This is a genomic window from Aeromonas sp. LsrichE-8G (assembly GCF_022869435.1).
Taxonomy (GTDB): Bacteria; Pseudomonadota; Gammaproteobacteria; order Enterobacterales; family Aeromonadaceae; genus Aeromonas; species Aeromonas caviae.
Map to the genome: position 1 here is coordinate 1 of NZ_JALIHH010000055.1, position 20,798 is coordinate 20,798.

Consider the following 20,798-nt stretch of genomic DNA (forward strand, 5'->3'; position numbering starts at 1 on the left):
GGGTCTTCAAGTTCGGAGAAGAATTGGGTAAATGCCGCTTGATGGTTCATGACGAAACTCCCGTAAAAGAGAGTATAAGATCACACCCTGTTCGGTCGGTCAAATCCTCATGCCCTGCTTAAAAAACGTTCGCGATCTTGCCCTGGCCTGGGCCTCCTTGCTTTTTATACGCTGAATATATGATTAATGTGAATTAGTTGGTGGCGAACAAGTTAAATTTAGAATAATAACTCCATATCAAACACCATAACCCCCTCTATTCCTTCTTTCTCCCATGACACAGCCGCAATATTTCCCCCTGAAACAAATTATTACAAAAATAATGGATATATATGAGCCTGATGAATCCGGTTGTTGGTATCAGATCGTTTATTTTCCTTGTTCAGCACCTATATTTGTGATCGTGTCAATGTGTCGCTCTTTTATCTCCAGTCAAACTTGGCTGCGCATCAATGCCCCTTTCCCTTGCCTCCCCCGTCGGCAATCCCTTCGTCGCGTCCCCCCTGACAGCCCCCTTGCCAAATGGCGGCGAGTCGTTATCATCAGGGCTCACTTTTGACCCGAGGTTTTATTGCCCATCATGGACAATCCCCGAAGTAGCCCTTCGTCTTTTCCCATCAAAGCCTATCTGTACCTGCTCAACCAACGCCTCTGAAGCGATCGTCTCCGTCACCACGGCCACGCCGTGACCACGATTCACTGCATCTGTCTTCATTGAGGTCAATCACATGGAATTCTTGCTGGACCCGTCAATCTGGGTCGGTCTGCTTACCCTGATCATCCTGGAAATCGTTCTCGGGATAGACAACCTGGTCTTCATCGCCATCCTGGTGAAAAAACTGCCCCCCGCCCAGCGGGACAAGGCGCGCATCATCGGTCTCTCCCTGGCCCTGCTGATGCGCCTGGGACTGCTCACCATCATGTCATGGCTGGTCACCCTCACGGCTCCTCTGCTGCACATCTGGGATCACCCCTTCTCCGGTCGGGATCTCATCCTGATGGGAGGCGGCCTCTTCCTGCTGTTCAAGGCCACCTCCGAGCTGCATGAGCGACTCGAGGCCAAGCCCGAGGAGCAAGGCGGCACCGGCGTCTATGCCGGGTTCGGGGTGGTGATCGCCCAGATCCTGGTGCTGGATGCGGTCTTCTCCCTGGACTCCATCATCACCGCCGTCGGCATGGTGGATCACCTCGGCGTCATGATGGCGGCCGTGACCATCGCCATGGTAGTGATGGTGCTCGCCTCCAAGCCCCTGACCCGCTTCGTCAACGCCCACCCCACTGTGGTGGTGCTCTGCCTGAGCTTCCTCTTGATGATCGGCTTCAGCCTGGTGGCGGAGGGCTTCGGCTTCCACATTCCGAAGGGCTACCTCTACGCGGCCATCGGCTTCTCGGTGCTCATCGAGTTCTTCAACCAGCTCGCCCAGCGCAGTGCCCTGCTCCATGAGGCTCGCCAGCCCCTGCGCGAGCGCACCACCGCCGCCATCTTCAAGCTGATGGGGGGGAACAAGCGCTCAGCCCACCCGCAGGAGGACGAAGAAGAGGTGCAGGCTCAGCCCCTGCCCCCCGGTTTCGGTGAAGAGGAGCGTTACATGGTGAGCGGCGTGCTGTCGCTGGCCGAGCGTTCCATTCGCACCATCATGACCCCGCGCTCCGAGATGGAGTGGATCGACGTGAGCGACAGCGAGGACGAGATCCGCGCCCTGCTGCAACGGGCCCCCCACAGCCTGTTCCCGGTCTGTGACGGGAAGCTGGACGAGATCATCGGGGTGGTCAAGGCACGGGATCTGCTGTTTGCCCTCAACGAGGGGCAGTCCCTGGCAGCACTTGCCAGACAGAACGAGCCCGTCATCGTGCCCCAGACCATCAACGTGATCCGGCTGCTGGCGGAGCTGCGCCAGGCCAGGGGCAGCCTCATCCTAGTGGCGGACGAGTTTGGCGTCATCCAGGGACTGGTCACCAACCACGATCTGCTGGAGGCCATCGTCGGCGAACTGCCGGACGAGGACGAGACCCCCGATGTGGTGCGCGAGGGCGAGCACTGGCTCATCCACGGCACCACCAACATCCATCAGGTGGAGCAGGCCCTGAACTGCGACGGTCTGGTGAGCGAGAGCGACGAGTACGTGACCCTGGCGGGCATGTTGCTCTCCCACTTCGGCAGCCTGCCAGACGTCGGTCAGCAGTTGCACCTCGGCCAGTTCCGCTTCGAGGTCATGGCCGTGAGCGAGCGGCGCATCGAGCGAGTACGGGTTACCCCACTCTCCCCTTGATCATCGGCGGCAATCACAGCAAGAGAGGGCCCTTGGCCCTCTTTTTTCTGGCGCGAACCAGGCCCCTCCCGGGCCATTGCTGCGATAACGGCAATTCTCTTCTGCAATACCCCCTCTTTTTCACAATAACAATCCCCTCTAGAGTCACCTCACTCCCAAAGATTGAGGAATCCATCATGCACCACGATCCCCTGTTCTGCCCCCTTCGCCTCGGCCAGCTGCACCTTGCCAACCGCATCGTCATGCCCCCCATGACCCGCTCCCGCGCCAGCCAGCCCGGGGACGTGGCCAACGCCATGATGGCGACCTACTACGCCCAGCGTGCCGGGGCCGGCCTCATCATCAGCGAAGGCACCCAGATAGATCCCCTGGGCAAGGGCTACGCCTGGACGCCGGGCATCCACAGCGCCGAGCAGGTGGCAGGCTGGAAGCAGGTAACCAATGCCGTCCACGCCGAGGGGGGCATCATGTTCGCCCAGCTCTGGCACGTGGGCCGGGTCACCCATCCTGACAACATCGGCGGCGCCCAGCCCCTCTCCTCCTCCGCCATCCAGGCCAAGGGAGTGAAGGTATTCGTCGACAACGGCAGCGATGCCCCGGGGTTTGTGGAGACCGTCACCCCGCGCGCCATGACCCAGGCCGACATCGACGCCGTGGTGGGGCAGTTTCGCCAGGCTGCCCGCAACGCCATGGAGGCGGGCTTTGACGGCATCGAGTTGCACGCCGCCAACGGCTACCTCATCAACCAGTTCCTCGACTCCGAGTCCAATACCCGCACCGACGGCTATGGCGGTTCGCTCGAAAACCGGCTGCGCTTCCTGAAAGAGGTGACCGAGGCGGTCTGTGACGAGATCGGTCCCGACCGGGTCGGGGTACGCCTTGCGCCACTCACCACCCTCAACGGCACCGTGGATGCCAACCCCCAGGAGACCTATCTGGCCGCCGCGCGCTTGCTGGGCCAGCTCGGCGTGGTCTATCTGCACGTCGCCGAAGCGGACTGGGACGACGCCCCCCTGATGGCGGAGAGCTTCAAGCAGGGGCTGCGCGACGCCTTCCCCAACACCCTCATCTACGCCGGCAAATACGATGGGGAGCGCGCCCGCGCCGCCATCGAGGCGGGCTGGGCCGACATGATTGGCTTCGGTCGCCCCTTCGTGGCCAACCCCGACTTGCCGAACCGCCTGCGCCACGGCCATCCGTTCGCCCCCCATGATCCCGCCACCCTGTTTGGCGGCGGCGAGAAAGGGCTGACGGACTACCCCGTCTATGGGGCAGAGCGGGCATAAGGCGGCTGGCGCCGAACCTCTTCCCGGGCGGGCCCTCCAACAGGGGGCTCGCCTTGTTGTCTTGCCAGTGCAACAGCAGTTCAAGGCATTGTTACGCCATGTGAGTCAATCAAGGCACCCACCCCTCTCATCCAAGGAGTCACCATGACCCATACCCAGGCCTGGTGCTGGCACGCCCCCGGCGAACCGGACCAGCTCACCCTCACCCGGCAAGCGCTCCCCACCCCCGGGCCCGACGAGGTCCTCATAGCCAACCGGATCATCGCCTTCAATCCGGTGGACTGGAAACTCATCGAACAGGGTCATCCCCACTGGCAGCCAGGCCATGTGCCTGGCGTCGATGGCATGGGCACCCTGGTGGCACTGGGGGCCAATGTCACCCACCTGCGCCCCGGCACCCGGGTCGCCTATCACACCGACCTGCGCCACGGCGGCAGCTTTGCCCGCCACACCCTGGTGCCGGCTCGCGCCCTGATGCCGGTGCCCGATGCCCTGAGCGACGAGGCGGCCGCCGCGCTCCCCTGCCCCGGCCTCACCGCCTGGCAGGCACTGGCCAAGCTGCCTCACCTGCACGGGGAGGCCCTGCTCATCACTGGGGCTGGCAGCAGTGTCGGCCGCTTCGCGGTGCAACTTGCCCTCCAGAAGGGGGCCCGCGTCTTTGCCAGCGCCAGCCCGCGCCATCACCAGTGGCTCAAACAGCTAGGCGTGCAGGGGGTGGCGGACTATCGGGATCCCGACTGGCTGGCCCAGTTGCAGGCCGCCAACGGCGGTGAACCCTTCGAGGGGATCATCGATCTGGTCTCCAGCCAGCAGGCAGAAGCCTTGCTGCCTGCCCTTGGCTATTACGGCCACATGGTGACTGTGCTCGGGCGCATCGCGCGCAACCCGCTGCCCGCCTTTAGCCATTGCCACTCATTGCACGAGATTGCCCTCGGCGCCCAGCACGCCTTTGGCTCGGACAAACAGTGGAGCCGTCTGGTGGCGGCCGGTGTCGCCATGATGGCGCAGATGGCGAGCGGCGAGCTGACCCTGCCGCCGCTGGTGGTGGGCGACTTCGACGCCCTGCCCTCCCTTCTCACTCGCGTCAAGCAGGAGGGACAAGGGGAAAAGTATCTGGTGAGAGTGGATTGATACCCGCCCAACGATGGCACAAAGAGGCCCGCCATGGCGGGCCTCCTCCATTCAAGGTGTGCAAGGCGGCCTGCTCAGTGCAGGCTCACCCCGTGCAGGGCGGCATGGAGGCGAATGTCCCGGGTCAGACGCACCTTGTCCGCGAGGCTCAGCCAGCTCGCCTCCACGGCATTGAGACTGAGGCGGCACAGCTGCTCCTGGCTGGCGCCAAGCCCGTCGGCCAGGGCCTGGAAGTTGGCCCCCAGGTATCCCCCGAAATAGGCGGGATCGTCGGAGTTCACGGTGACGCAGAGCCCCTGCTCCAGCAGCCTCAGCACATTGTGCTGGGCCATCTGGTCAAACACCCTGAGCCGCACGTTGGAGAGGGGGCAGACGGTGAGGGGCAGCCGGGTGTCGGCAAGATAGCTCAGCAGCGCGGGATCCTCGACGCAGCGCACCCCGTGATCGATGCGTTGCACTCCGAGCTCCCGGATCGCCTGCCAGATGTAGTCAGCCGGCCCCTCCTCCCCCGCGTGGGCCACCACCGGCAGCCCCAGCTCGCGGCAGCGAGCGAAGACCCGGGCGAACTTGCTGGGCGGGTTGCCCTGCTCCCCCGAATCGAGGCCGACCCCGTGCAGGCGCGCCAGGTGCGGCGTGGCCTCTGCCAGGGTGGCGAATGCCGCCTCTTCACTCAGGTGGCGCAGGAAGCTCATGATGAGCCGCCAGCTGATGCCAAAGGCTGCTTCCCCAGCCTGCAACGCCCGCTCGATGCCCCCCAACACGGTGGCAAAGGGCACGCCGCGGGCGGTGTGGGTCTGGGGGTCGAAGAAGATCTCCACGTGCACCACGTGATCGGCAACGCAGCGCTCGAGATAGGCCCAGGTGAGGTCGAAGAAATCCTGTTCGTGGATGAGCACGCTGGCGCCGAGGTAGTAGAGATCGAGGAAGGATTGCAGGCCGTCGAACTCATAGGCGGCGCGCAGGCTGTCGACATCGGGCCAGGGCAGCGCCACCCCGTTGCGCTGACCGAGGGCGAACATCAGCTCGGGTTCGAGGGTCCCCTCGATATGCAGGTGCAGTTCCAGCTTGGGCAAGTCGGCAATAAAGTGCTCCATGATGACGGCTCCATCGTCAGACTCCGTGCGGGCACCACCGGGGCGGCGCCCTCCCTTCGCCTTCATTGTGCACCCATCTGGCCCACCGAGGGAGACTTGTCATCAAAGGGCCTTATAATGGCGGCACAAAAACCATAACCGATTGAAGAGACAAACAGAGGGATGCCCTGTCCCCGCTCTTGCGCCCTACAAGGAGATTTCATGAAGAAAAACGTCATCTGTGACATTGACGGCGTCATCCTGCACAACAACGATCTCATTCCCGGCGCCGACCGCTTCGTCCACCGCCTGCTGGAGCAGGGCAGCAAGCTCCTGTTCCTCACCAACTACCCGGCCCAGACCCAGAAAGATCTGCAAAACCGCTTCCGCTCCGCCGGAATAGAGGTGCCCGAGGAGTGCTTCTACACCTCCGCCATGGGCACCGCCGACTTTCTCAAGCGCCAGGATGGTAAGAAGGCCTATGTGATTGGCGAAGGGGCCCTGACCCACGAGCTCTACAAGGCCGGCTTCACCATCACCGATATCGACCCGGACTTCGTGGTGGTGGGGGAGACCCGCAACTACAACTGGACCATGATGCAGCAGGGCGCCAAGTTCGTGGATCAGGGGGCCCGCTTCATCGCCACCAACCCCGACACCCACGGCCCCCTGATGTACCCGGCCTGCGGCGCCCTGTGCGCCCCCATCGAGCGGATGACCGGCAAGAAGCCCTTCTATGTCGGCAAGCCGAGCGCCTGGATCATTCGCGCGGCCCTCAACCGGATGGAGGCCCACTCCGACGACACCATCATCATCGGCGACAACCTGCGCACCGACATCCTGGCAGGCTTCCAGGCCGGTCTCGAGACGGTGCTGGTGCTCTCCGGGGTGAGCAAGGTGGCGGACATCGACCGCATGCCGTTTCGACCGAACCACATCTTTGACTCCGTGGTGGACATCGACATCGTCTGATCCCGGGTGCCGCCCTTCCGGTAGCCTTCAGCCTGCACGGGCCCCCTTGGCAAAGGGGGCCCGTTTCGTTTAACGTAAGCGCAAAATCGTTAAACAAACTAAACGGGAGCAGGATGCTCCTTCGCCACTCAAGGACGCACCATGAAGAGCCTGAACGACTGGATCCTGCTGGACAAACACACTGTCTCCCCCACCCCGCTGATGCCGGCCCCCGAGCGCATCAGGGCCGGGACGCCGAGCCAGACGGCATGGAACCACTACTCCGACCCGAGCCAGCAGTTTCACGTGGGCTTCTGGGCTTGCGAGCCGGGCTGCTGGGCCGTTCACTATACCGAACACGAATACTGCCAGATGCTGGAAGGGGAGGCGGTGATCCACGACGAGCAGGGCGGCCGGCTGCACCTCAAACCGGGGGTTCAGTTCGTCATTCCCGCCGGTTTTGTCGGGCAGTGGGAGACCCTCACCCCTTGTCGCAAGCTCTATGTGATCTTCGAACCCGACGCGAGTTGACGCGCACGTCAACCCTGACCCTCTCTCTTCAGGCGGCCGGACGGCCGCCATCCCCTGCGCAACTTGACGCTTACGGCATGATTTTCTGCGGTTTTCCCGCTTGCAAAAGGGTTTTCCGCTAGGCATTGTGATTGGCGAGGAATGTAAATGGAATTTCGAGCCCAAACGTGGGGGGCTCATATAAAAATCAAGAGGATTACCGCCAATGTGTTCTATTTTCGGCATTCTGGACATCAAGACCGACGCCACTGCCCTGCGCAAATCGGCCCTGGAGATGTCCAAGCGACTGCGTCACCGCGGGCCTGACTGGTCCGGCGTCTACAGCTCCGACAAGGCCATCCTGGTGCACGAGCGCCTGGCCATCGTCGATCCGGGCAACGGCGCACAGCCTCTCTACAATCCCGAGCGCACGCACGTATTGGCCGTCAACGGCGAGATCTACAACCACAAGGAGCTGGAGAAGAACCTCAAGGTCGACTTCCAGTTCCAGACCCACTCCGACTGTGAAGTGCTGCTGGCCCTCTACAAGGAGAAGGGCCCGGCGTTCCTGGACGATCTGAACGGCATCTTCGCCTTCATCCTCTATGACGCCGAGCAGGATGCCTACCTGATTGGTCGCGACCACATGGGGATCATCCCCCTCTATACCGGCCGCGACGAACACGGCAACTTCTATGTCGCCTCCGAGATGAAGGCCCTGGTGCCGGTCTGCAAGAGCGTCGAGACCTTCCCGCCGGGACACTACCTGTGGAGCAAGGATGGCGAGCTTAAACAGTGGTATAAACGGGACTGGATGGAGTACGCGCCGGTCGAGCACAACGTCAGCGACAAGGCCGAGCTCAAAGCGGCCCTGGAAGCGGCGGTCAAGCGCCAGCTGATGTGCGACGTGCCCTACGGCGTGCTGCTCTCCGGTGGTCTGGATTCGTCCGTCATCTCCGCCATCACCAAGCTCTATGCCGCCCGCCGGGTGGAAGACGATGGCAAGAGCGAAGCCTGGTGGCCCCAGCTGCACTCCTTCGCCGTCGGCCTGGAAGGGTCGCCGGATCTCGCTGCCGCCCGCAAGGTGGCCGATCACCTCGGCACCATCCACCACCAGATCCACTTCACCGTGCAGGAAGGGCTGGATGCCCTGCGGGACGTCATCTATCACCTCGAGACCTATGACGTCACCACCATCCGCGCCTCCACGCCCATGTATCTGATGGCCCGCTACATCAAGGCGATGGGGATCAAGATGGTGCTCTCCGGCGAAGGCTCCGACGAGCTGTTCGGCGGCTACCTCTACTTCCACAAGGCCCCCAACGCCCGCGAGTTCCACGAAGAGAACGTGCGCAAGCTCGCCTCCCTGCACCTCTATGACTGCCTGCGGGCCAACAAGTCCATGGCCGCCTGGGGCGTGGAAGGCCGCGTGCCCTTCCTCGACAAGGAGTTCATGGACGTGGCGATGCGCCTCAATCCCGCCGACAAGATGTGCGGCAAGGGCAAGATCGAGAAGCACATCCTGCGGGAAGCCTTCGAGGATCTGCTCCCCCACGAAGTGGCGTGGCGCCAGAAGGAGCAGTTCTCCGACGGCGTAGGCTACTCCTGGATTGACAGCCTGAAAGCCATGGTCGAGGAAGAGGTGACGGATCAGATGTTCGAGGCGGCCGCCTTCCGCTTCCCCGTCAACACCCCGCTCACCAAGGAGGCGTACTACTACCGCGCCATCTTCGACGAGCACTTCCCGCTGGAGTCCGCCGCCCGCACCGTGCCCTACGGCAAGTCGGTCGCCTGCTCCACCCCGACCGCGCTCGAATGGGATGCCAAGTTCAAGGAGATGGCCGATCCCTCCGGTCGCGCCGTGATGGACGTCCACCAGCAGGGTTACTGATCGCCCCTGACCTGAATACAAAGCCCCTCTCGAGGGGCTTTGTTGTTTTCTGCCATTCCATTGCCGCTTTTTGCCTTCCCCTTCCCTGTTTGCGGCTTGGCGCAGGAAACGCCTCGTGTCACATTGTCTGCGCCTGGAAGCAAAGATAACGACACAAGGAAGAGACCATGAAACGACTGTTACTGCCCCTGATACTGGGCACCCTCCTTTTCAATGGCGCCGCCTGCGCGGGCGACCACCTCTGGAGTCAGAGCCTGCCCGATTACAGCCAGGGTTATGACGAGACGCGGGATCCGGCCCGCGATCTCGCCGCCGCTACCGCCAAGGCCAGTGCCGAGGGCAAGAAAGTCCTGTTGCTGGTGGGGGGCGAATGGTGCAGTTGGTGCCAGGAGATGAACCGCTTTCTGGACCGGGAACCCGATCTCGCCGGCCAGCTCAACCGCACCTTCGTGGTGGTCAAGGTGAACGTCAGCGAGCAGAACAAGAATGAATCCTTCCTGAAAGACTATCCCGAGTATCTGGGGGTCCCCCACTTCTACGTGCTGGATGCCAAAGGCAGGCTGCTCGAGTCCTTCAACACCGGGCTGCTGGAGAAGGGGAAGAGTTACGACGGGGAGAAACTCGGCAAATTTATCGCCTATTTCCAGCCCAGGACCACCCACGGCTGACTCGCCAGTCAATCAAACAGGGCCCCGCACGGTCAGTGACAGTACAGGGCCTTGATGGAAGCGCAAACAGGGAAGTGGCATGTCTGCGACAAACAGGCCATCCATCACCCCGGACAAGGACGAAAAAGATGTTGCGAATACTGGGCAAGGCGTCGTCAATCAATGTGCGCAAGGTACTGTGGACCTGTGCTGAGCTGACCCTCCCGTTCGAGCTGGAGGAGTGGGGATCCGGCTTCAAACCCACGGACACCCCGGCGTTTCTGGCGCTCAACCCCAATGCCATGGTGCCCGTCATTCAGGATGAGGATTTTACGCTGTGGGAGTCGAACACCATCATCCGCTACCTGGCGACGCGCCATGGTGCCAATGCACTCTATCCCGCCGAGGCGAGAGCCAGGGCTCGGGTCGATCAATGGATTGACTGGCAGGCATCGGACTTGAACAGCGCCTGGCGCTACGCCTTCCTGTCGCTGGTGAGGCGCTCCCCCCAGCATCAAGACCATCAGGCCCTTCACGCAGCTTGCCTGCAGTGGTCTCACTGCATGGAGATCCTGGAGAGACAGCTTCAAACAACCGGAGGATATGTGGCCGGTCCGCACTTCTCGCTGGCAGACATTCCCATCGGGCTGTCAGTCAACCGCTGGCTGGAGACGCCCTATGATCGCCCGTCGCTACCCGCCGTGGACGACTACTACCAGCGACTGAAAGAGCGGCCGGGGTTTCGACGCTACGGGGCCAATGGCACGCCCTGAGGCGAGCAAGATAACCCGGATAAGGAAAGAGACGGCAGACCGGGCCAACGCGCTGGCCCGGTCTGCACAGCTTCAGGGCTGGGCATCCGGCTGATTGGCGGGGGCGGCCTTGATAAAGGCCTGCAACTGCTCGCAGTTGGCGACGATGCGCGCAATGGTGGGGTAGTCATCCAGGGTCATGTCGAAGCGGCGGGCGTTGTAGACCTGGGGCACCAGCATGCAGTCCGCCAGGGTGACCTCGTTGCCCACGCAATAGATGCCGGCGGTGGTCATGAGAAGCTGCTCCAGCGCGGTGAAGGTCTCGTCTATCCAGTGGCGATACCAGGCATCCCGCGCCATCTTGCTCTGCCCCAGCTCCTGCTCCAGGTAGTGCAGCACGCGCAGGTTGTTGAGGGGGTGGGTGTCACAGGCGATCATGTTGACTATCTGGCGCACCCGGGCGCGCTCGATGGGGACGGAGGGCATCAGGGGGTAGGCGGGATAGGTCTCGTCGAGGTACTCCATGATGGCCACCGACTGACCCAGATGCACGTCATCGTCCACGAGAAACGGCACCAGCCCCTGGGGATTGACCCGGCGGTAGGCCTTCTCCTTCTGCTCACCCTGCCGCAAGTTGACCGGGTGCTGCTCATAATCGAGCCCCTTGAGTTGCAGTACCAAACGCACGCGAAAGCTGGCCGATGAGCGCCAATATCCAAACAACTGCAGCATAGTGTGTCCCTGTGGTGGCAGGTGTCTGCCACCTGCCGTGTCGCCCGCCCCTCCAGGGGTCGGGCTCTCCTAGCTCGCCCGCTCGGCCGTTGCTTGCGTGACCCGCTGCAAAATGGTGCCAAACAGACTCATCCCGTTGCGATCCTGCATCGCGATGGACACTGTATCACCAAAGCGCAGAAAGGGTGTAGTGGCTTGACCTGACTCGATAATTTCCAGCATCCGCCGCTCGGCAAGGCAGGAGGATCCCCGGCTTCTGTCGTAGTTGGAGACGGTGCCCGAGCCGATGATGCAACCCGCCCCGAGCGGCCTTGTCTTGGCGGCATGGGCAATCAGCTCATCAAAGTTGAAGGTCATGTCCACCCCGGCGTCGGGCTGCCCGAACAGGGCGCCGTTGAGGTGGGTCACCAGGGGCAGGTGGACCTTGCCATCGCGCCAGTCATCCCCCAGCTCGTCCGGGGTGATGGCCACCGGCGAGAAGCTGCTGGAGGGCTTGGACTGGAAGAAGCCGAAGCCCTTGGCAAGCTCCCCGGGAATGAGGTTGCGCAGGCTCACGTCGTTGACCAGCATCAAGAGCTTGATGTGGCTCGCCGCCCCCTGCGAACGGGTACCCATGGGCACGTCGTCGGTGATGACGGCGACTTCCGACTCGAAGTCGATCCCCCACTCCTCGGAGCCCATCACGATGGGGCCACGGGGCGGCAGGAAGCTGTCAGAGCCTCCCTGATACATCAGGGGATCGTGCCAGAAGCTCTCAGGCATCTCGGCGCCGCGCGCCTTGCGCACCAGCTCCACGTGGTTGACGTAGGCACTGCCGTCAATCCACTGGTAGGCGCGGGGCAGCGGGGAGAGACACGCCTCCTCATCGAAGGGGAAGGCGTCGGGGCAGGCGTCCTCGTTGAGTCGCTGATAAACCTTCGCCAATTGCGGCGCCACTTCGCCCCACTGGTCGAGGGCCGACTGCAGGGTCGGGGCAATGGTCGTCACATGGACGGCGCGCGCCAGATCGCGGCTCACCACCACCAGGGCGCCGTCGCGCTTGCCATTGTTCAGGGTTGCCAATTTCATATCGAATTCCTTATTTGCCGAGCGTCTCTGGACGCTGCCAGCTGGTGACATAACCGGGGTGTTCGACCCCTTCGCAGATCGGGCCGACGGCCAGGGCATCACGGGTGTCGAGCATCACCGCCACCTCGTCGGTGAAGGTCTTGGCATGGGCCAGCCCCGCCGCAAAGGCCTTGGGATGGGGACCATGGGTGAAGCCGGCAGGGTGGAAGGTGACCATGCCCCGCTTGATGTTGTCCCGGCTGAAGAAGTCCCCGGCGTGGTAGAAGAGCACTTCGTCGAAGTCGTCATTGCTGTGGTAGAAAGGCACCCGCAGGGCACCTGGGTCGCTCTCGATGGGACGCGGCACGAAGGTGCAGATGACAAAACGGCTCGCCACGAAGGTGGAGTGGGCCGAGGGAGGCAGGTGGTAGCGGTGGCTCATCAGCGGGCGGATATCCCGCCAGTTGAGGCGCACCACGCACAAGTCCCCGTGCCACCCTTGTGCATCCAGCGGGTTGAACGGCCAGGTGACGACCGAGACCTGATCGTGGCGCTTGATCTGCAGCGACCAGGGGTTTTCATCCTGCTGGGCCAGGAAGCGCTCGTTGATGGCGGGCACGTCCAGGGCCGCCGGATCGAAGATGGCGTGATTGCCCACCAGTCCCTTGTCCGGCAGCTGATAACTGTCTTCCGTCGCCTCGATCATCAGGATGAAGAGGGGCGCGGTGGGCTCGATGCGCCACATGGTGCCACGGGGGATCACCACATAGTCGCCATCTCTCAAGATGAGGTGCCCGTAGTCGCAGTAGAACTCGCCGCTCCCCTCGTGAATGAACAGGAGCTCGTCGCCATCGGCGTTGCGCACCAGAAACGGCATGGGCTCATGCAGGCGCCAGATGCGGTAGCGGCAGTGGGGGTTGCTGAGAATATCCGGCATCACCCAGGGGGAGAGGGAGCTCACCTCCTCCTGCAGATCGTTCAAGTCAAACGCCCGTGGCCGAAGCGGCCCCTCCCAGTGGCTCCAGTCGGTGGGAGCATGCTTGTGGTGCATGTGGGTGGCCGGACCGAAGAAGCCCGAGCGCCCCAGCTCGCGCTCATAGATGGCCTGCTCCGGCAGATCGGCATGGGCCTGGCGGGAGTGGGTTCCCTCCCGATGGGGGAAGCTTATCCAGTTACGCATCACTCGGTTCTCCGTTTTTCTGGCCCTGCGCGGCACTGTTCACCTCCCCTTGCGTGGATCCGTCCAGCACGCCACGGCGGATCTGATCCAGTTCGATGGATTCGAACAGTGCCTGGAAGTTGCCCTCACCAAAGCCCTCGTTGCCTTTGCGCTGGATGATCTCGAAGAACACGGGACCGATGACGGTGTCGGTGAAGATCTGCAGCAGGATGCCGTCCTTCGTCGGCGAGCCGTCGATGAGGATGCGCAGCTCTTTCAGCGCCGCCAGATCCTCCTGATGACCCGCGACCCGGCTGTCCACCTTCTCGTAGTAGGTGTCCGGCGTCGGCATGAAGCCGGTTCCCCGCCCTCTGAGCGTGCGGATGGTGTGATAGATGTCGGCAGAGGCGAGCGCGATGTGCTGGATCCCCTCCCCCTTGTACTGGCGCAGGTACTCCTCTATCTGGGACTTGTCGTCCGCCGACTCGTTGATGGGGATGCGAATTTTGCCGCAGGGGGCCGTCATGGCGCGCGAGTGCAATCCGGTCAGCTTGCCCTCGATGTCGAAATAGCGGATTTCCCGGAAGTTGCCGATCCGCTCGTAGAAATTCGACCAGAGGTTCATGTTGCCGCGATGGACGTTGTGGGTCAGGTGGTCGATCTCATAGAGCCCCGCGTCCACCTCGGCCATGCGGGCCTGCCAGTCGGGGTAGAAGATAAAGTCCACGTCATAGATGGAGCCCCGATCGCCATAGCGATCGACAAAGGAGAGGGTGCTCTCGCCGATGCCGTAGATGGCGGGGATGTTGAGCTCCATGGGGCCGATTTTGCCCACAAACGGCTTGGCCCCCTGGCCAATGGCGTACTGCTGGGCACGGCCGGCATCGCTCACCCGAAACGCCATGCCGCACACGCTCGGACCATGGGCCCGGGCAAACTCCTCCGCCTGGGAGTGGGGCTCGGCATTGACCACGAAGTTGATGTCCCCCTGGCGATAGAGCCAGCACTGCTTGTGCCTGTGCTTGGCCACTTCGGCAAAGCCCAGTGAGACGAACAGCGCCTTGAGAGCCGCAATGCCCTTGAGATCCGGCGCCGTGTACTCGACGAACTCAAACCCGTCGGTGCCAAGGGGGTTGATGGTGTGAGTACGGGAAGAAGGGGTGGTCATAATGCGCTCCTTGCGATGAACTGATAACGAAACGGTTCACGCCGCAAGGGCTCGACAGGCAGCCCGCACGGCATTGTTAACAACTTGTTTCATTAGAGTGGCGGGCGCAGGGAATGAGAAGGGGCGGCGTTCAGATAGTTTGGCGGGAATCCGCGCCAAAGAATGTAAATGAAATGTGACATCACAGCCCCAGCCTTGCACTGCGCTCGTTAGCGTCCCGCAAGGCTGTCAGCTTTGCCTTACAACGACCAATAACAGGGTTCGATATGGGGCAGTACCGCCCTCATCTTCCACAATCGAGTCCTTGTGGGGTTGATGAGCCAGGCCTGCTCCCCCAACGCCAGCAGGGGCAGATCGTGCAGGCTGTCACTCAGGGTGAGTGCGGCCTCCAGGGTCAGGAGCTCAGGCAGCAGCTTGTGCCTGCCATGGCAATAGAAGCGCGGCACCAGGCCGCCGAAACGGTAACCCATCCGCGAGCCGATGATGCGGTGAGGGAGCCTTGGCAGTTGACGATGGAGCTGGGCACGGACCAGGGCGCGGGGACTGGCGGAGATGACCCAGCAGCGGTGCCCCTCCCCCGTCAGGAGGGCTCGCGCCTCCCGATACAGACCGGGCCGGGTCAGGCTGTACTGCCGTACCAGGGCGCGCCAGGCCAGGGGGGATAGCCCGAGGGTGATGGCCCACCAGATGAGTGCAATGCCGCGACTGCGCTGACCTGGCAGCAGATAGATCACGGCACCGAACGCCATCAGTGGCCACAGCAGCAGCGGCCAGATACGGCGGCGCAAGATGAAACGCAGCAACCCCGCATGGCTGTCATCCGGCGCTAGGGTGTCATCGAAGTCGGCCAGGATCCAGCCGTGGGCTGGGACTCTCGCGGTTGCTGCGCTCATTCGGTGATCTCTGCGATGGCGGCATGCAACTCGGGCAGGAGGAACAGCGCTCCTTCATCGGGCGGACAAACGAGATCGAAGCTCTCACCTGCCAGGGTGAAGGCGAGGCGCCAGGCGTGCAGATAACCGCGATCCGCCGCCGTGCCGCCGTAACGCTCATCTCCGAGGATGGGGGCTCCCACGCTCTTCAAGGCCACCCGGATCTGGTGGGTCTTGCCGGTCCGGGGCTTGATACGATAAAGGCGCAGCCCCTCGCGCACCGAAACGGAGTCGAACCAGCTAATGGCCGGGTTATCCTGGGTGCGGCTCAGCATCCAGCTGCCGCCTCGCCCTTTCTCCATGTCACCCTTCACCCAGCCCTGCTTCTTCTTCGGCTTGCGATCGGAGAGTGCCAGATACTGCTTGCTCACTTCCCGCGCCGCAAAAGCCATGCTGAGGGCGCGATTCGCTTCGGCGGTGCGGGCCAGCAGCACCAGCCCAGAGGTCATCTTGTCCAGTCGATGGACCGGATAGAGGTCAAGACCGGTATCCATTCTGACCCGATTGACGAGACCCGGCTCGCCGGCATCATCGTGCATGCCAATGCCCGGACGCTTGTTGATCACCATGAAATCTTTGTGCTGCAATTGTATCCGGTACATGTATAACCCTTTAGAATGTTATTTGTTAACAACTTGAATGCAGGCCTGCAGGCCATCTTCATGGACCCTCAGCACAAGAATCGCACGAATGAAAAAATGCCTGTTTTGGCTGTTGTTGCTTGGCATCACTTGCTTCTCGCCCCTCCAGGCCAGTGAACGGACACGTGATCTGCCGGAGAAGGTGGTATTGCAGTTGCGCTGGCTGCATCAGCCCCAGTTTGTGGGCTATCACATGGCCAAGGCCAAGGGGTATTACGCCGACGCTGGTCTGGATGTCGAGATAAGGCCAGGTGGCAAGGGAATAAGTCCGGTTCAGGAGGTGCTGGCCGGACGCGCCGACTTTGGCGTCGGCAACACCGAGGTGCTGACCCACTACGCCCAGGGCAAGCCGCTGCTGGCACTGGCCAGCGTCTACCAGCACTCTCCCTCCATCTTCCTGGCACGCCGCGACAGCAGCATTCTCACCGTTGCGGACATGCGTGGCAAACGGATCATGATGTTTCCGGGTCATCAGGATGCCGAACTGCTGGCCACCCTCTACTATCAGGGGCTTCACGAGCGCCAGCTCATCCCGGTACCCACTTCGGTCAACATCGACGATCTGATCGCCGGCCGGATAGACATCTTCAACGCCTATCTGAGCAATGAGCCCTTCTATCTGGAAGAGCGCGGCATCTCGGTGTCCGTCATCAACCCTCGCAACTACGGCATCGATTTCTACAGCGACATTCTCTTCACCACCCAGGCACAGGAGCGGCTCAATCCGGAGCGGGTGGCACGTTTTCGTGCAGCCAGCCTCCAGGGATGGCGCTATGCCCTCACCCACCCCGAGGAAGCCATCGCCCTGCTGCGCACGGAGTATGGCGTCAACCGCAGCCAGGCCCACATGGAATACGAGTTGCAGATGAGCAAGGAGATGATCCAGCCGCTCTATGTGGAGATCGGGTATATGAATCCGGATCGCTTCGCTCACATCATGCAGCAGCTGGTGGAGATAGGCCTCCTTGCCAAACCGGTCTCCCTGACCCGTTTCCTCTATCAGGTCCCCTCAGAACAGTGGAGCTTCTGGCGTCCATGGTTCCTGCTGAGCCTGGGGGTTGGTGGTCTCATCCTGCTGCTCTCCCTCTATCTTCTGATGAGCAACAAGCGGCTCAACCAGGAAGTGGCCCTGCGCAAACAGCGAGAGCAGGAGATACTGCAACTGGCCCGCCTCGATCCCCTTACCGGGCTGCCCAATCGCCTGAGCCTGATGGAGCAGTTGAAACACCAGGTGCAAAGCGACAATCCGGGCTGCCTGCTGTTTTGCGATCTCAATGACTTCAAGCGCATCAACGACAACTTCGGCCACAGCCAGGGGGATGCCATCCTCTGCCAGCTGGCCCGACGGATCCACGACGCCATCGGCCACCAGTGCTATTTTGCCCGCTTGGCGGGGGACGAGTTCATCCTGCTGCTGCCGGGCTACGATATCCGTCAGGCAGAGGAGGTCACCGCCGTGATCCGCCAGGCCATGCAGGCCCCCTTCGTGGTCAATGACCAGCCGATGCAGGTGGGCATCAGCATCGGCGTCAGCCACTACCAGCATGACTGGAGCCCGGAGCAGTGGCTCATTCAGGCCGACAGGGCCATGTATTGTGACAAGGGCGGCCGCGTCATCACGCTGGCGGAGCAGTCCGGCTGACTGGTTCATCTCCCGGCACACAGAGCCGATACCCCCATGAAACCAATAAACAGGAAGGCCACCCCAGGGGTGGCCTTCCTGCATTGCATGAGTCTGACCGCTCTTACCCGAAGGTCTGCCCCAGGGATATGAGCTGGCGAGCCTTGGTGAGCAGGATGTCGCTCGAAGCGTCCATGTCCTGCATCTTGTTGCTGTTGGTGTGGGAGTGCTGGGAGATGGCGTTGACGTTGCGGCTGATGTCCTCCACCACCGCCTGCTGCTCCTCTGCCGCCGTCGAGATCTGGGCCGAGAGGTCCACCACCCGTTCTATTTCCGCCAGCACCTGATGCAGGCTCTCTGATCCCTGGCGGGTCAGGGTCACGCAGGATTGGGTCTGTTGCAGGTTCTGCTGCATCATTCCCTTCCAGCCGTTCAGGGTACGCTGGATCTGGCCTATGCTGCTCTGGATCTGCTCGGTCGCCTTGTGGGTGCGCGTGAGAGGGTTCGCACCTCGTCCGCCACCACCGCAAAGCCTCGCCCCTGCTCCCCTGCCCGCGCCGCCTCGATGGCGGCGTTGAGCGCCAGCAGATTGGTCTGATCCGCAATGCCCTGGATCTCGCTCATCAGCACACCGATGCGGTCCGACTCCTCCGCCAGTGCCACGGCGGCCGTGAAGGCATGCTCTGCCTGGGTGGCCAGCTCCATCACCCTGTGCTGGGTATCTTCCAACTGCTGATCGGTGTGTTGGCAGTGCGCCTTGGCCTGGGCTATCTGGTTGTCCGTCTCCAGGATATTGCGGGCAATCTCGTGGGCTGTCGCCGCCATCTCGGTGATGGCCGTCGCCACCTGCTGGGTCTGGATATCCTGTTCGGCGATGTCGGCGCTCGCCTCGCTGGAGGCTGTTTTCAGATGCACCGCGAGATCCTGCAGGGAGAGGGTCGCATCGTCCACTCGTCCAAGGACGGTGCGGATCCTGGCCTGCAACAGCTTGATGTGGAAGTCTGCAATGGCACTGGCATCCTCCCCCGAATAGATGAGCCGGGTCAGGCTGTCATATTCGTCCGCGAGCTGTCGCAGATAACGGGGGGTAGTGATGAGGGTGTCACGATAGATCAGGGCCAGCCACAAGAGAGGCAACAGGGTGAACAACGGCCCCCAGGGCCCCATCAGATAGGCCCCCCCTGCCAGCATCAGCAAGACACCGATGATGGCCAGCCCGTGGCGCATCGGGCGCAGGCTCAATCCGCCCTTTCGCTCCCCCCGCTCCACGCTCTTCAATCTGGCATAGGTGCGCCCGGCCACGGCTTTCATCTCCGGCGCGGCGCGACTGCGGACCGACTGGTAGCCATTGATCCGCCCCTGCTCGAAGATAGGGGTGACATAGGCATCCACCCAATAGTAACGCCCATCCTTGCAGCGGTTTTTCACCATGCCGCGCCAGGGTTTGCCCTGCTTGAGCTTGCCCCAGAGGTCAGCAAAGGCAGCCTTGGGCATGTCCGGGTGGCGAACCATGTTGTGGTGCTGGCCGATGAGCTCAGCCCGGCTGTACCCCGCTACCCGGCAGAAGTGATCATTGGCGTAGGTGATCACACCCTGCAGGTCCGTAGTGGAGACCAGCTGTTCATTGGCAGGAAAAGCCACCTCTTCGTCGATGAGATGAACCTGGCTTTTCTTCATGGCGCACACCCCTTGTTTGATCACCCACTGAGCGTAGCCAAACGCCTACGGGCAAGCAACGCAGAGACCCAGTCGGGGAGGATGGCTGAGACACAATTTGCATCCTGTTTGACGCCGCGCAAGATTATGACCCCAAAAGACCAGGTTTGGCCAAAAAACACTCGGCATTTTCCCAGGTTCACCTCTCTCCCACACGATGCATCACACCAAAAAATGGTTCCAACGAGTCTGTGTTACTGGCGTTGCCAGGGGTCCGTCAGGGGAGAGCACACTTGATACGACCTTGGACCTAAGCATAATTGACGTTAACGTAAACGTAGTGTGAGATGATGCCGTTCACCCTACACATCCAGCAGACACGCACCCCATGAAAGGAGTCACCATGTCCAACCTCTCCCCCTCTGCCGGCAAGCGTTTTCGCACGGCCCTGGCCAACGAAAAGCCCCTGCAGATAGTCGGCACCATCAATGCCTACATGGCGCTGATGGCCGAGCGCAGCGGCTTCCAGGCCCTCTATCTCTCCGGCGCCGGGGTGGCGAACGCCTCCTATGGCCTGCCGGATCTCGGCATGACTTCCATGAATGACGTGCTCATCGATGCCGAACGCATCACTGCCGCCACCCAGGTGCCACTCTTGGTGGACATCGACACCGGCTGGGCGGGCGCCTTCAACATCGCCCGCACCATCCGCGCCTTCGAGCGCGGCGGTGTGGCCGCCGTCCACATGGAAGATCAGGTGGCCCAGAAGCGTTGCGGCCACAGGCCCAACAAGGCCGTGGTCACGGTCTCGGAGATGGTGGACAGGATCAAGGCCGCGGTGGATGCCCGCCAGGACGAGCACTTCGTCATCATGGCCCGCACCGACGCCCTGGCGGTGGAAGGACTGGGCTCGGCCCTGGAGCGGGCCGCCTCCTATGTGGAGGCCGGTGCCGACATGATCTTCGCCGAGGCGGTCACCGAGCTCGAGCAGTACGACCGTTTCAGGCAGGCGGCCGGGGTGCCGATCCTCGCCAACATGACCGAGTTCGGCAAGACCGAGCTGTTTGACAAGGAGGCGCTCGCCTTGCATGGCGTCGACATGGTGCTCTACCCCCTGAGCGCCGCCCGCGCCGCCAACCAGGCCGCCCTCAACGTCTATCAGACGCTTCGCCGCGACGGCCACCAGCGCGCCGTGGTCGACACCATGCAGACCCGGGAGTCCCTCTACGATTTTCTCGGTTACCACCACTACGAGCAGACCCTGGACAGGCTGTTCACCCAGGACTTGTCGACCAAGGAATAAGACGGCGACCGGCCGCCTTATGCTGGCG

The 20,798-nt window shown here is 62.3% G+C and carries 17 protein-coding genes and 1 pseudogene; 10 read left to right on the top strand and 8 right to left on the bottom strand.

Translation table 11 applies throughout. From position 1 onward, the window contains the following. Positions 1 to 728: 728 nt before the first annotated feature. From MUW49_RS10745 to MUW49_RS10755, 3 genes are all read left to right on the top strand, one after another. On the top strand, positions 729 to 2,270 hold the full coding sequence (locus tag MUW49_RS10745; RefSeq protein WP_010675110.1) for a transporter associated domain-containing protein: 1,542 nt from the start codon (positions 729 to 731) through the stop codon (positions 2,268 to 2,270). Positions 2,271 to 2,446: 176 nt separating this feature from the next. Beyond that, positions 2,447 to 3,556: an alkene reductase gene (locus tag MUW49_RS10750; RefSeq protein ID WP_010675112.1), complete on the top strand. Its 1,110-nt coding sequence runs from the start codon at positions 2,447 to 2,449 to the stop codon at positions 3,554 to 3,556. A gap of 144 nt (positions 3,557 to 3,700) precedes the next feature. After that, entirely contained in the window at positions 3,701 to 4,687 is a 987-nt protein-coding gene (locus MUW49_RS10755; RefSeq protein ID WP_010675113.1) for a zinc-binding dehydrogenase, read from the top strand. Between the two features lie 74 nt (positions 4,688 to 4,761). On the opposite strand, the gene MUW49_RS10760 is transcribed toward MUW49_RS10755, so the two are convergent. After that, on the bottom strand, positions 4,762 to 5,781 hold the full coding sequence (locus MUW49_RS10760; RefSeq protein WP_010675114.1) for an adenosine deaminase: 1,020 nt from the start codon (positions 5,779 to 5,781) through the stop codon (positions 4,762 to 4,764). A gap of 201 nt (positions 5,782 to 5,982) precedes the next feature. On the opposite strand from MUW49_RS10760, the gene MUW49_RS10765 reads away from it, so the two are divergent. From MUW49_RS10765 to MUW49_RS10785, 5 genes are all read left to right on the top strand, one after another. Beyond that, a complete protein-coding gene (locus MUW49_RS10765) occupies positions 5,983 to 6,732 on the top strand; it encodes an HAD-IIA family hydrolase (RefSeq protein WP_010675115.1) in 750 nt (249 codons plus the stop codon). A gap of 141 nt (positions 6,733 to 6,873) precedes the next feature. Next, entirely contained in the window at positions 6,874 to 7,242 is a 369-nt protein-coding gene (locus MUW49_RS10770; protein WP_010675116.1) for a cupin domain-containing protein, read from the top strand. 205 nt (positions 7,243 to 7,447) lie between these two features. Further along, a complete protein-coding gene (asnB, locus tag MUW49_RS10775; protein WP_010675117.1) occupies positions 7,448 to 9,112 on the top strand; it encodes an asparagine synthase B in 1,665 nt (554 codons plus the stop codon). A gap of 167 nt (positions 9,113 to 9,279) precedes the next feature. Beyond that, a complete protein-coding gene (locus tag MUW49_RS10780) occupies positions 9,280 to 9,780 on the top strand; it encodes a thioredoxin family protein (protein ID WP_010675118.1) in 501 nt (166 codons plus the stop codon). A gap of 128 nt (positions 9,781 to 9,908) precedes the next feature. After that, entirely contained in the window at positions 9,909 to 10,532 is a 624-nt protein-coding gene (locus MUW49_RS10785; protein ID WP_010675119.1) for a glutathione S-transferase, read from the top strand. A gap of 72 nt (positions 10,533 to 10,604) precedes the next feature. On the opposite strand, the gene maiA is transcribed toward MUW49_RS10785, so the two are convergent. From maiA to MUW49_RS10815, 6 genes are all read right to left on the bottom strand, one after another. Beyond that, entirely contained in the window at positions 10,605 to 11,243 is a 639-nt protein-coding gene (gene maiA / locus MUW49_RS10790) for a maleylacetoacetate isomerase (protein WP_181824809.1), read from the bottom strand. A gap of 69 nt (positions 11,244 to 11,312) precedes the next feature. Then, positions 11,313 to 12,311: a fumarylacetoacetate hydrolase family protein gene (locus tag MUW49_RS10795; protein WP_114522757.1), complete on the bottom strand. Its 999-nt coding sequence runs from the start codon at positions 12,309 to 12,311 to the stop codon at positions 11,313 to 11,315. A gap of 10 nt (positions 12,312 to 12,321) precedes the next feature. Further along, positions 12,322 to 13,470 carry a homogentisate 1,2-dioxygenase gene (locus MUW49_RS10800; RefSeq protein ID WP_114522756.1) on the bottom strand — a complete coding sequence of 383 codons (1,149 nt, stop codon included), beginning with the start codon at positions 13,468 to 13,470 and terminating at the stop codon, positions 12,322 to 12,324. Next, positions 13,463 to 14,617 carry a 4-hydroxyphenylpyruvate dioxygenase gene (hppD, locus tag MUW49_RS10805; RefSeq protein WP_041213056.1) on the bottom strand — a complete coding sequence of 385 codons (1,155 nt, stop codon included), beginning with the start codon at positions 14,615 to 14,617 and terminating at the stop codon, positions 13,463 to 13,465. Before hppD ends, MUW49_RS10800 begins: the two co-directional genes overlap by 8 nt. A gap of 239 nt (positions 14,618 to 14,856) precedes the next feature. Beyond that, positions 14,857 to 15,510: an HAD family hydrolase gene (locus MUW49_RS10810; protein ID WP_010675124.1), complete on the bottom strand. Its 654-nt coding sequence runs from the start codon at positions 15,508 to 15,510 to the stop codon at positions 14,857 to 14,859. Beyond that, a complete protein-coding gene (locus MUW49_RS10815; RefSeq protein WP_029314720.1) occupies positions 15,507 to 16,151 on the bottom strand; it encodes a TIGR01621 family pseudouridine synthase in 645 nt (214 codons plus the stop codon). The genes MUW49_RS10810 and MUW49_RS10815 overlap by 4 nt, the downstream gene beginning before the upstream one ends. Positions 16,152 to 16,239: 88 nt before the next feature. Between MUW49_RS10815 and MUW49_RS10820 the strand changes: the two genes are divergently transcribed. Then, positions 16,240 to 17,832, top strand: coding sequence for a GGDEF domain-containing protein (locus tag MUW49_RS10820; RefSeq protein WP_244812737.1), 1,593 nt, complete (start codon positions 16,240 to 16,242; stop codon positions 17,830 to 17,832). A gap of 268 nt (positions 17,833 to 18,100) precedes the next feature. Here MUW49_RS10820 and MUW49_RS10825 read toward each other — a convergent pair. Next, positions 18,101 to 19,488, bottom strand: a pseudogene (locus tag MUW49_RS10825) (methyl-accepting chemotaxis protein); the annotation flags it as partial. A gap of 382 nt (positions 19,489 to 19,870) precedes the next feature. On the opposite strand from MUW49_RS10825, the gene prpB reads away from it, so the two are divergent. Further along, entirely contained in the window at positions 19,871 to 20,770 is a 900-nt protein-coding gene (gene prpB / locus MUW49_RS10830; protein WP_244812738.1) for a methylisocitrate lyase, read from the top strand. Positions 20,771 to 20,798: the final 28 nt, after the last annotated feature.

Excerpts from the sequence above, each read along its gene's own strand:
- MUW49_RS10755 (WP_010675113.1), top strand. The coding sequence starts at position 3,701 with ATGACCCATACCCAGGCCTGGTGCTGGCACGCCCCCGGCGAACCGGAC.
- MUW49_RS10815 (WP_029314720.1), bottom strand. The coding sequence starts at position 16,151 with ATGTACCGGATACAATTGCAGCACAAAGATTTCATGGTGATCAACAAG.
- MUW49_RS10780 (WP_010675118.1), top strand. The coding sequence starts at position 9,280 with ATGAAACGACTGTTACTGCCCCTGATACTGGGCACCCTCCTTTTCAAT.
- MUW49_RS10760 (WP_010675114.1), bottom strand. The coding sequence starts at position 5,781 with ATGGAGCACTTTATTGCCGACTTGCCCAAGCTGGAACTGCACCTGCAT.
- prpB (WP_244812738.1), top strand. The coding sequence starts at position 19,871 with ATGTCCAACCTCTCCCCCTCTGCCGGCAAGCGTTTTCGCACGGCCCTG.
- MUW49_RS10750 (WP_010675112.1), top strand. The coding sequence starts at position 2,447 with ATGCACCACGATCCCCTGTTCTGCCCCCTTCGCCTCGGCCAGCTGCAC.
- asnB (WP_010675117.1), top strand. The coding sequence starts at position 7,448 with ATGTGTTCTATTTTCGGCATTCTGGACATCAAGACCGACGCCACTGCC.
- MUW49_RS10785 (WP_010675119.1), top strand. The coding sequence starts at position 9,909 with ATGTTGCGAATACTGGGCAAGGCGTCGTCAATCAATGTGCGCAAGGTA.
- MUW49_RS10810 (WP_010675124.1), bottom strand. The coding sequence starts at position 15,510 with ATGAGCGCAGCAACCGCGAGAGTCCCAGCCCACGGCTGGATCCTGGCC.
- maiA (WP_181824809.1), bottom strand. The coding sequence starts at position 11,243 with ATGCTGCAGTTGTTTGGATATTGGCGCTCATCGGCCAGCTTTCGCGTG.
- MUW49_RS10800 (WP_114522756.1), bottom strand. The coding sequence starts at position 13,470 with ATGCGTAACTGGATAAGCTTCCCCCATCGGGAGGGAACCCACTCCCGC.
- MUW49_RS10795 (WP_114522757.1), bottom strand. The coding sequence starts at position 12,311 with ATGAAATTGGCAACCCTGAACAATGGCAAGCGCGACGGCGCCCTGGTG.
- MUW49_RS10770 (WP_010675116.1), top strand. The coding sequence starts at position 6,874 with ATGAAGAGCCTGAACGACTGGATCCTGCTGGACAAACACACTGTCTCC.
- hppD (WP_041213056.1), bottom strand. The coding sequence starts at position 14,617 with ATGACCACCCCTTCTTCCCGTACTCACACCATCAACCCCCTTGGCACC.
- MUW49_RS10745 (WP_010675110.1), top strand. The coding sequence starts at position 729 with ATGGAATTCTTGCTGGACCCGTCAATCTGGGTCGGTCTGCTTACCCTG.
- MUW49_RS10765 (WP_010675115.1), top strand. The coding sequence starts at position 5,983 with ATGAAGAAAAACGTCATCTGTGACATTGACGGCGTCATCCTGCACAAC.
- MUW49_RS10820 (WP_244812737.1), top strand. The coding sequence starts at position 16,240 with ATGAAAAAATGCCTGTTTTGGCTGTTGTTGCTTGGCATCACTTGCTTC.